The 10,708-nt window shown below is 39.0% G+C and carries 8 protein-coding genes, 1 tRNA gene and 1 pseudogene; 1 reads left to right on the forward strand and 9 read right to left on the reverse strand.

The window, feature by feature from the left end; translation table 11 throughout:
• Positions 1-6 precede the first annotated feature (6 nt).
• The 8 genes and pseudogenes from J1G40_RS05645 to J1G40_RS05685 form a co-directional block, all read right to left on the reverse strand.
• On the reverse strand, positions 7-675 hold the full coding sequence (locus J1G40_RS05645) for a succinate dehydrogenase cytochrome b subunit (protein WP_265241622.1): 669 nt from the start codon (positions 673-675) through the stop codon (positions 7-9).
• 53 nt (positions 676-728) lie between these two features.
• Positions 729-1,799 (reverse strand): type II asparaginase, encoded by a 1,071-nt coding sequence (locus tag J1G40_RS05650; protein WP_265241623.1) that lies wholly within the window; start codon positions 1,797-1,799, stop codon positions 729-731.
• Positions 1,800-1,839: 40 nt separating this feature from the next.
• Positions 1,840-3,264, reverse strand: coding sequence for an aspartate ammonia-lyase (gene aspA, locus J1G40_RS05655; RefSeq protein WP_265241624.1), 1,425 nt, complete (start codon positions 3,262-3,264; stop codon positions 1,840-1,842).
• Between the two features lie 19 nt (positions 3,265-3,283).
• Positions 3,284-4,564 carry an anaerobic C4-dicarboxylate transporter gene (locus J1G40_RS05660; RefSeq protein ID WP_265241625.1) on the reverse strand — a complete coding sequence of 427 codons (1,281 nt, stop codon included), beginning with the start codon at positions 4,562-4,564 and terminating at the stop codon, positions 3,284-3,286.
• Between the two features lie 78 nt (positions 4,565-4,642).
• The gene (locus tag J1G40_RS05665) at positions 4,643-5,062 is read right to left on the reverse strand and encodes a hypothetical protein (RefSeq protein ID WP_265241626.1); all 420 of its coding nucleotides are present in this window, start codon (positions 5,060-5,062) and stop codon (positions 4,643-4,645) included.
• Between the two features lie 419 nt (positions 5,063-5,481).
• Positions 5,482-6,683: pseudogene (gltS, locus tag J1G40_RS18345) on the reverse strand (sodium/glutamate symporter).
• Positions 6,684-6,741: 58 nt separating this feature from the next.
• On the reverse strand, positions 6,742-7,578 hold the full coding sequence (locus tag J1G40_RS05680) for an MBL fold metallo-hydrolase (protein WP_265241628.1): 837 nt from the start codon (positions 7,576-7,578) through the stop codon (positions 6,742-6,744).
• Between the two features lie 238 nt (positions 7,579-7,816).
• Positions 7,817-9,388: a hypothetical protein gene (locus tag J1G40_RS05685; protein ID WP_265241629.1), complete on the reverse strand. Its 1,572-nt coding sequence runs from the start codon at positions 9,386-9,388 to the stop codon at positions 7,817-7,819.
• A 709-nt stretch (positions 9,389-10,097) separates the two neighbouring features.
• On the opposite strand from J1G40_RS05685, the gene J1G40_RS05690 reads away from it, so the two are divergent.
• Positions 10,098-10,280 carry a hypothetical protein gene (locus J1G40_RS05690; RefSeq protein WP_265241630.1) on the forward strand — a complete coding sequence of 61 codons (183 nt, stop codon included), beginning with the start codon at positions 10,098-10,100 and terminating at the stop codon, positions 10,278-10,280.
• Between the two features lie 306 nt (positions 10,281-10,586).
• Here the strand turns inward: J1G40_RS05690 and J1G40_RS05695 are convergent.
• Positions 10,587-10,664, reverse strand: a tRNA-Pro gene (locus tag J1G40_RS05695).
• Positions 10,665-10,708 lie beyond the last annotated feature (44 nt).

Raw genomic sequence — 10,708 nt, forward strand, 5'->3', positions numbered from 1 at the left:
CCCATGCTATTTTAAATAAACAATAAAAGGTATGATTCCAAAACCTATGCCCATAATGATGGCATAGACCAAAGCTATTTTAGCGACAATACGCAGCCCTTTTTTATGATAAAAACCTAATGTTTTAAAAGCGCTTTTGAAACCGTGATGCAGATGCAGTGCCAATGGAATTGCCAACACGGTATAGAAAACCACATAATAGATATTATGAAATAAGCTACTGGTTACTTCATATACGTCTACATTTCCAACAGCATCCAAACCCACTGCCTCTCCAATTCCCAATTTGATCCTTGCCCAAAAATTGGCCAAGTGCACGACAATAAAAAGAAGGATCATAGTACCGATAAGCCCCATATTTTGGGAAGTCCATGTACTGTTTTCCTTGGAATTGTTCATAACATATTTTTGCGGCTTTGCTTTTCTATTTCGAAGTGTAATCAACAAGGCATAGATAACATGAAGCAGAATGGATGCGTAAAGCAGATAGGCGACTAATTTTATCAAGGGGCTTTCTCGCAAAGTGGTCGAATACGAATTGTATAAACCTCTTGCGGTTTCTTCCGGTAACAACAAAATGCAATTCGCAGACAAATGAACCACTAAGAAAATGCACAAGAATAAACCAGTACCTGCGATAATAGTTTTTCTGAAAAAGAGTTGATTTAATGCCATTTTGAAATGCTCTTGTAGTTATTACCCAATCCGTTTGAGAATTGCCTATTCATTTAATATTCATAAAAAACGTCTTGAAGTTCGGCCAGGCTTTTTTCCTTTGTAAGTGCAAGCATTAGTAAGACTCGCGCTTTTGCGGGATTCAAATCACCTGAGACCACGGTGTGGTAATCGTCATCTTTGAACTCATTATCACGTAAGGTCCATCCTGTGGCGGCGCGGGTGCTTCTAACAATAATTACACCATGATCTTCATATGCTTTTTTGGCTGCATTCAGGGTAGCCTCAGTCATATTACCGTTCCCAACACCGGCAATAACGATACCTTTGGCACCGGCCTTCACATGCATATCAATCAAGTCAGGAGACATATCCGCATAGGCATATAAAATATCAACGCGAGGCAGTTCTTTAATTCCTTCTACGGAAAATTCACTGGTGTTTCCAAACTTGGTATTGGGTTCGCGAAAAAAGCCAAGTCTACCATAGAATACTCCGCCTAGCATTCCCTTAATGGGCGATTGAAAACTATTTACATTGGTGGTATTCATTTTGCTGACATCGCGGGCAGCGTGTATTTGGTCATTGAGCGAGACCATAACTCCTTTCCCTTTAGATTGAGGATCGGCAGCTATAGCAACGGCATTGTATAAATTCAAAGGCCCTTCGGCACTTATAGAAGTCGAGGAACGCATAGAGCCTGTTGTAACTACGGGTTTATCACTTTTGACCACCAAGTTCAAAAAATAGGCCGTCTCTTCCTGGGTATCTGTGCCATGGGTAATTACTATGCCGTCTACCTTATCGGAGGATAGCAATTCATTAATGCGATTCGCCAGCTTCAACCAAATATCGACTGACATATCTTGAGAACCGACATTGGCGATCTGCTCGCCTGAGACATCTGCGATTTCTTTGATTCCGGGCACGGCGTTGATCATGGTTTTAATACCCACTTGACCTGCGGAATAGCTCCCTGACGTGGCAGAGGAAGCTGAGCCAGCAATGGTTCCACCAGTTGCTAGAATTTTAACATTGGGAAGTGCTGTATCTTGCGCAAACCCAAGAGTGGTTATAGCGGCTACCATCAGGAAAACTATCATTTTCATTTTTAGCGCTTTCATAATAAAGAAATTTATAGGTAACTATTTGTTCTTTGGATCATCAGTTCTGTTTGTGCAAGGTTGCCGTATACTTTGGATGCATTAGGTTTTCCACGCTCAAAATTTTATCCAGCTCTTCTTCGGAAAGCAGCTCTTTTTCAAGCACCAATTCTCGGATATTCTTACCGGTAGCAACGGCTTCTTTTCCTAAAACATCACCCATATGATGGCCGATATAGGGATTTAAAAAGGTTATGATTCCCACGGAATTGAACACCATTTGCTTCGTATGCTCTTCATTGGCCGTAATGCCATTAATACATTTTTCGGCAAGGGTAATACAAGCATTCGAAAGCAATTCAACCGACTCAAACATACATTGAGCGATTACGGGTTCCATTACATTTAATTGTAGTTGACCGGCCTCCGCGGCAAAAGAAATTGTTACGTCATTCCCGATAATCTTAAAGCAAACTTGGTTTGCTACTTCCGGGATAACGGGATTCACCTTAGCTGGCATAATAGAGGAACCTGCCTGCATTTCAGGTAGGTTGATTTCGTTCAGCCCACATCGTGGTCCGGAAGACAACAAACGTAAATCATTACATATTTTTGAAAGCTTGACCGAAGTTCTTTTTAAAGCCCCTGATATCATGACATAAGCTCCACAATCCGAGGTGGCCTCAATTAGGTTTTCGGCTTTTACAAAACTTGCTTTGGTATACTGTTGCAAATAACCGATGGCCAATTCAGAATACCCATCTGGAGCGTTTACACCTGTTCCGATTGCGGTTGCTCCTAGATTGACTTCTAAAATAAGGTCACGGCAATGTTTTAAGTTTTTAGTTTCTTCCTTCAAGTTGGTGGACCATGCCCCAAATTCATCTCCGAGTGACATGGGTACAGCATCCTGAAGTTGGGTTCTTCCCATTTTAAGAACATTCTTAAAAGCAGCCGCTTTTTTATCCAGACTGGTAGTCAGTATATTGATACGTTCCAACAATTGGTTCTTATAATAATATACCGCAACTCGAAATGCCGTTGGGTAGGCATCATTGGTCGATTGTGATTTGTTGACATGGTCATTTGGGTGTAAAATGTCATAGCTTCCCTTTGCATGACCATTAAGCTCCAAAGCCACATTGGCAATAACTTCATTGGCATTCATATTCACCGAAGTTCCCGCACCTCCTTGGAAAACATCCGAAGGGAAAAACACGGCATACTTTTCTAAATCGTTTAAGATATGGTCACAGGCCTTTATAATCATATCCGCTTTATCGGATGGGATAGTTCCAATTTCTTTATTCGCAGCGGCGCAAGCTTTTTTCGTCAACATTAATCCTTTTACGAAAATGGGGAAGTCACCAACTTTGGAGTTCGAAATTTTAAAATTGTCTAGGGCTCTTTGTGTGTGAACACCATAATAATATTCGTTGGAAATCTCCAATTCTCCCAATAAATCTGTTTCTTTTCTTGTTTTCATTGTCTTGTTCTTTTTTGATTTATAAAACGACACTTCCGATAAGAAATCCGAAAATCACACTTGATGCGATGGTAACTATACCCGGTATAATAAAGGAATGATTAAAGACATATTTGCCTATTTTGGTGGTTCCGGTATCATCCATTTCAACTGCCGCTAAAAGAGTAGGGTAGGTTGGTAATACAAAAAGAGCACTTACTGCGGCAAATGAGGCAATAGCGGCTATGGGGCTGACACCTAAGGCCAAAGCTGCTGGCATCAAAGCTGTAGTAGTAGCGGCTTGCGAGTACAACAGCATACTGGCAAAGAACAACACCACAGCGAGTAACCAGGAGTATTGGTTAAGCATACCTCCGGCTGCCTCTTTGATTTCCTCAATATGGTTGCTGACAAAAGTGTCGCCCAACCAGGCAACTCCCAATACACAAATAGCTGCGCTCATACCTGATTTAAAAGTCGACATACTTGGTATATCCGCCATTCTAAGTTTACAAACTAGTGCAATGACGGTTGCTGCCAACAACATGACCGCCATAATCGCCTCATTGCGGGGAATTGTCGGATTTTCAATCAACCCAACCTTCTTAGAGATAATAGTAGCATAGGTGACTATGATGGCTATAGCAACCAAAAAGATGCCCACAGACCGTTTGGCCTCTTTGGAATCTTTATACGTTTCGGTGCTTCTCTGCTTCACCAAACCTGCTTTTAGTTGCTCCTGATAAATAGGGTCTTGGTCAAGAGGTTTTCCCAATCTATTTGCCACAATAGCACCTACGACACAGGCTAAAATAGTAGCAGGAATGACTACGGCCAACAGTTGTAGGTACGAAACCCCTAGCGGTTCCAAAAAGCTGGCAAAAATCACCACGGCAGCTGAAATAGGTGAAGCGGTTATGGCAATTTGCGAAGCCACTACGGAAATACTCAGTGGTTTTGATGGCCTCACATTTCCTTCTTTTGAAACTTCCACAATGACTGGTAAAGCTGCGTAGGCGGTATGCCCTGTACCTGCAAACAAGGTCATGAAGTAAGTTACGGTAGGCCCTAAAAAAGTAACTCGCTTTGGATTTTTACGAAGTAAGGATTCAGAGAGATGTACCAAGTAATCCAAACCTCCAGCTATTTGCATTGCAGCTATGGCCGAGATAACTGCCATTATTATGAGAATGACATCTACGGGTACCGAACCGGCATCCAAGCCAAAAATTAAAGTTAATACCACTACACCGGCACCACCAGCGTAGCCAATACCAATACCTCCCATTTTGGAACCAAGGAAGATAAAAAAGAGAACCACAAGTAATTATATCCAAATCATAGTATGCTGAATTTAATATTTACAGTATGTTTTATTAGGTGAAATCAACGGTTGGCCTTATTTCACATCCAAGCCCTCTTTCAGAATTACCGCCTTGATGATGGCTTTCCAAGTTTTTTGGTGTATTTCAAACTGATTTCTGTCCAAAACTTCCTTTACATCAACTTCCATAAGCATTATTTGTTGTTGGAGCTTAGATTTCATTTGATCCGCACTAATTTTATTTTTAATTTTTCTGAGTTGTTCCATTTTTAAGGCGTGATACTGTACTATTTTCAGGTAATCTTTTCGGAGCTTTCCTTTTAGTTTCATTTTATCCATACGGTCTTCATACCATAATTTTTGAAGTTCTTTATCATTGGACATAAATACAGATACCTTGTACTCGAGTTGTTCTTTTTGTTCGGTGGTCAAGTCTTGTGCTTGCACATTTACTGAACAAAAAATGGTAAAGATTAAAACTTTAAGATATTTCATGACACATAATTTAGATTGTTTAAGGCTTGCACTAAATAAATTCTGATTAAGGTAAAATCTACGGTTATTTTTTTTTGTTTTTGAGATATTGAGTCATTTTAAAACATTAACAAAAAAGAAATACTACTTTCTTTAAAACCCACTGAGATAAGCGTTGTCTGCAGTTTATGTTGTTTTTGAACGATAAACATTAACATTAATTGAAGCCTACTTCTCAGAATGCATTTCGGTAAGAAATGTATAAATAAGTTAAACAATCTTGGGTCAAAAATTGGTTAAACAAAACTGTTAAAAAGTGTTAATATTTTATCTATTGAAATAGCCAAGTGGCTATCAGTTGGGATTGCCCATAGTGAATCCATACTCAAACTGAAGCATAATTATGCAATCTCCGTAATCAAGGTAGATCAATTTAAAAATTACCCAAAAACACCCAATAAGAATTTAATAATCAAGGCATTGGAAATGTCAATAAAAAAAGCACCGACAAGCGGCACCACAATGAATGCCTTGGGCGACCCGCCGAACTTCTTTGTAACCGCGGTCATATTGGCAATTGCCGTAGGTGTTGCGCCTAAAGACAATCCCGCATATCCTGCGCTCATTACAGCAGCGTCGTAATCTTTTCCCATAACCCTAAAAACAACAACAATTACAAATAAGGAAATTACCACTAGCTGTGCAATTACAATTAGAAGCAATGGCCCTGCCAAATCGGCAAGGGTCCACAATTGAAGACTCATTAACGACATTGCCAAGAAAAGTCCTAAAGATAAATCTGAAGCCATGGCTAGGGCTTTTGAATTTTCAGGTTGCCAATCAAAATTTTTTGAGAAGACAGGAATCAAGTTGGTAATGATGATGCCTGCGAACAAAGCTGTAACAAAAGACGGAAGGGAAAGTCCAATCCATACCAGTAATTCATTAATTCCTATACCCAGCCCTGCTGTTGAGAAGATAAAATATATCATCTGCAAAACATTATTATAATTCATCTCTACGGTATCCTCTTTATCATGGCGAACACCTACTGTAACAGGTTTACTATCTTTTGGTTTTAAATCGTATTTATTTATCAAAAATTTCGCAATAGGACCTCCAATAAAGCCTCCAAGTACCAAACCAATGGTCGCGCAGGCAATACCCATTTCCATGGCATTCGAAATGCCAAAATCATTTTGAAAAGTAGGTACCCATGCAATTGTGGTGCCATGACCCCACTGAAAGAAACCGAGCCACCTAAAATACCCGTCACACTTGGCATACCAGTGATGTAAGCAATTCCAATTCCGTTGAGGTTTTGGATAAAAAGATAGCCTACTGCTAACACTAAAAGTAGTATCAACGATTTGCCTCCTTTCAATAGCGTTTTTAATCTTGAAGAGAGTCCTATGGTTATAAAAAAAATGATAAGTAATGCATCGCGTAATTCGAGCGCAAAGTTTACCTCTATCCCGGTAAAAGCATATAGAACTCCAAAAAAGATGGAAAAAATCACTCCTCCTGTTACAGGTTCGGGAATGTTATACGCTCTAAAAAATGAGATTTTCTTGTTTATGTATTTGCCTAAAAACAAGACGAGACATGCAATTACAATAGTGTCTCTAGGACCTATTTCCATAAGCTACTTGGGGATTATGATTTGATTCATTAGTAGTTTGAAAGTTTACGAAATTAGGCTAAATTTTGATTTCATCACCCTCACGTGCAAAATAACAATTCTTAAATAGGACTTGACATTTTTTTTCCTCTGCTCGTATAAAATCATCATTGTGCTCCGGATCATGATGTGTCATGTATAGCTTTTTAACTCCTGCCAATTTCGCAACTTCAATAGCCTGCTCCCAACTACTATGTCCCCACCCTTTAAATTTTGGGAGTTCTTCAGGAGTATATTGTGCTTCATGAATCAAGACATCAGCATCCTTTGCGAAATCCACTATATTTTGGTCCAAAATATCGCCATGTTCAACATCGGTACAGTACACAAAAACTTTATCATTTACCTCTAAACGGTAGCCGTGTGCACCACCAGGATGAGAATGTGAGTTTGAGAGTAGCCTACCTGAACTACCTGTCTGGAATACTTCTTCGTTCTTTTTCTTTAAATGAAAAGCAAAGTTTGCACCCATATTGTCAAGGCTGACCGGAAAGTACGTACTTTCCATTTGATGGGTGAAAATTGATTTAAGGTCTGGGATGTCCAAGTCTTCGCCCAAAGCAATAATGTCTATTTTTCTAGAAGGATCATAGGCGGGGGCAAAAAATGGAAACCCTTGCAAATGGTCCCAATGGAAATGGGAAAAGGCCAATACAATTTTATCTTCTGAATTAAAAGGTCGTTGCATTAATTCTTTTCCTAAAGTTCGTATACCAGTGCCTGCATCAAAAATTAAAACATCACCTTCTTTGTTATCGGCCATGACTGCAACGCATGTGGTGTTTCCTCCAAATTCCTGAAATCCACTTTCGCAAACAGGTATTGAACCTCTGGTACCATAGAATTTTATTATCATAATCTGGTTTAAAAATTGATTTCGATACCAAGATAAAAATATATTTTCGGTTCATTCGCTGAAACCTGGCTATGGTGCAGGGGTTCGTTTCAAACTACTAAAAGACTAAGGTACTTGGTTGAGATTGGATATTGGTAGTGTGAAGGATGGACAAAACGGGATCTATTTTGGGGTTAATGAAGCATTTTAGGATCGTTCTTGATTCAACTTTTGGATGAATTCCGCCAGCAAAAAATTGTTAAAACCGATATCCTAATTGCGCGGTCAACTGTTCCCTTCCGCCAATTCCCAGTTGTACCATTAGATCCCAATGTTTGCCAAAACCTTTGTTCATACCCATAATAGCGTTCCAGGTAGTTGGGGTGAAGTTGACATTATACCTTAAAATATCTCCAGAATCCAATTCAAAGAAACCTGCAACATCAGAATCATAATATTGCCCCATACTACCCGCAAAAATGTTGAGGTTATTAGGAAATCGATATCCCGCCATCAAGACATACGCATTGGCATTGGTCGTGGTATTGGCTTCCTCCACGCTGGCCCTTATGTATTGATAGGTCCCGCTAAAAAAGACATCCCCTATGCCTCCTCCCAAGGTTACGGAACCACCAATGATATTGGCCGATACATCAATGTTAAGAGGAAGGGCTTGTGGAATATCACTAGGGTTCAATCCCAGAAAAGGAGCCAGGTCGAGAATCCCTTGCCTAAACTCTTCATCCAAAATGAAATCGCCAGCAACCGTATTATCGGCCCTTCCAAATATCCCTGCCACGTTTAAAAACGGAAATATCCAAACATCGGGCCGTACAAAATATGTGGTAGTGGTTTGAACAATATTAGAGTTTTGCAAATCAAATAGGGAACTCAAATCTGCTAAATCCCCATCACCAAAACCGACACTGATGCCTTCAAAGTCCAGATCATCGTCCTGTGAATGCAAGATTACGTTTATACCAACGGGTCTTGGTAATCCGTAGCCAAGTTTTGTAGCCGGTTTTCCGAAAATTGGAAGTGCCCAACCCAAAGTAACGTTAATCGTATCTTTAGCTTTTTCGTTGTTAAAAAAGGATGAAGATGTCGGTTTACCCAGCCAGGTAATCTGATCTCCATTAGGTGATTTATATTCAGCGGTTTCATATATAAATTTATAGCTTTGGTCTTTTAAAGTATACGTTTCTTCAATGCCCGAAACTAAATATCCCTTTTGCTCTTTCGCCTTTTCATAATAAACAACACGGTTAAAATTTTCCTTACCACCAGCAAGCTTTTTTAAACCTTTTAGTTCTATTCTTTTTAAGATGCCATCTATGATAAAAATTTTGCCATCATAGTTTTTAATATCTTTTAACTCAGGTTCAATATCATTTTTAGAATACTTAAAACCGAATACAGTTTCGTTTCCACTTAAACGAACTTGTTTTAAAGAGGACTCATCATACAGGTTGCTACGAGAAAGTCTACTCAACTTATGGCTCTTTTCAATTGCTTTCTTTAATGACTTTAAATCTGATTTTGAAAACTGTCCCTGTTCGACAACAAACCGAAGATCCTTGCCATCTTTGTAAGATGGATCATAGATGATTTGGGTTTTAAAATTCTTCTCACTCTCAGAAGTTTTAATACTTATCTGAAGATTCTGGATAAAACTGCCCTCCTGTAAGAGCACGTTAGCAGCGGCATCAAGGACCTTGGGCGAAATACCATTCTCAATTAAATAATTACTGTTAAGCGGAGGAATATCCTGTGCATATATGGCCATATTCAACAAAAACCCGATAAATGAAAATAGAAATGGTTTTTTCATTGTGATTAATATTTTGTGATTATTAGCTTATTTATTTCGCTAGCCATTTCTTTTGTATCCGCTTTGTAAGATTCGATCATAGGTTTTTAAATACATCTCATTCTGCTGATATGTCAAAATAGCTTTATCTTCTGCCTGCTGTTTTTTTGGAGTTCTTCAAATTTAGTACGTATCTCTTAATTAGAATAGTTTTTGTCCATAGTCATCCAACCGTTTCATCTTATAATAATAATATAGAATGATTTTGTCGTATTCATCTCTTACTTCAGGGTTTAATCCCATTGCCGTAGCACGATTGTAAAACCAGATTTGCATACTGACCCTTTCTTGTTGTGTAAAGATCCAGACTCTAGGATCCTTGTAAGACCGAGAACTTTCAGATTTTGCGTGGCAAATCATCAAGGGAAGTATCATTTCGCATACACACAGGAAGTTTACCTTTTTCGTGGTACTTTGTTTGAAATCAGATATCAAAATAACAAACTGTAGAATTGCAAAATAAGTGAACAAATTAAATAAAACAATGAATAAAAAACAAGAATATATTTTATATTCAATACTTAATGACATATTGCATGTGAAAACACGATTTAAAATAAAGGAAGCTAAATTGAGTTCCATTTAGTATCATGATGAATTTGCCGCGCTGGTTAAAATCACTCTAAGAGATAGTGGTGCCTCAGAAGACGAAAAAAGTTTTTTAGGGCCATTGGCCCTCAAAATAGAGGTCAGCTCTGTAGAGCTCAATAAGATAATTGTAAAATACCTTACCTACCCCATGGATACCTTTCCTTCTTATCAGCACAAATTAGAACACTTCTATATGTTGAGTAAATTAGTAAATGAAGACGAAGAACTAAACACTTCGAAAATAAAAGCTTGGTTGGAGTGAATGGGAAAAGGAATGGGATTTACTCCTGCAAATATACCCTATATTGCGGACAGGTTCCTGAAGTAGCGTCAGTGCTCAACTAAAGCCAACCCATGCTACGCATGGGTGGTTTTTTATTTCCATAGCCATTCGAAATGAATTATCGGATTACCTCGCTTTGCTCGGTGATCCTGATTATGGGTAAGTTGCTCAACATAAGCCACCCCATGCTGCGCATGGGTGGTTTTTTATTTCCTTAACCATTCGAAAGCAAGCTTTCGATGGAAGGAAATAAAAAAGCCAAACATTTTCATGTTTGGCTTTTGTTGGTCGGGGTGGCAGGATTCGAACCTGCGACCTCCGCGTCCCAAACGCGGCGCGATAACCGGGCTACGCTACACCCCGAGATGGTCATCTAAATAACGTTTTGCTCCTCGCTTCTTAATCTT

This window comes from Muriicola sp. Z0-33, assembly GCF_026126425.1.
Taxonomy (GTDB): Bacteria; Bacteroidota; Bacteroidia; order Flavobacteriales; family Flavobacteriaceae; genus JAFMPW01.

What these genes read in the sequence shown, in the direction of transcription:
- J1G40_RS05645 (WP_265241622.1), bottom strand. Translation starts at nt 675, where the DNA reads ATGGCATTAAATCAACTCTTTTTCAGAAAAACTATTATCGCAGGTACT.
- J1G40_RS05650 (WP_265241623.1), bottom strand. Translation starts at nt 1,799, where the DNA reads ATGAAAGCGCTAAAAATGAAAATGATAGTTTTCCTGATGGTAGCCGCT.
- J1G40_RS05685 (WP_265241629.1), bottom strand. Translation starts at nt 9,388, where the DNA reads ATGAAAAAACCATTTCTATTTTCATTTATCGGGTTTTTGTTGAATATG.
- aspA (WP_265241624.1), bottom strand. Translation starts at nt 3,264, where the DNA reads ATGAAAACAAGAAAAGAAACAGATTTATTGGGAGAATTGGAGATTTCC.
- J1G40_RS05665 (WP_265241626.1), bottom strand. Translation starts at nt 5,062, where the DNA reads ATGAAATATCTTAAAGTTTTAATCTTTACCATTTTTTGTTCAGTAAAT.
- J1G40_RS05680 (WP_265241628.1), bottom strand. Translation starts at nt 7,578, where the DNA reads ATGATAATAAAATTCTATGGTACCAGAGGTTCAATACCTGTTTGCGAA.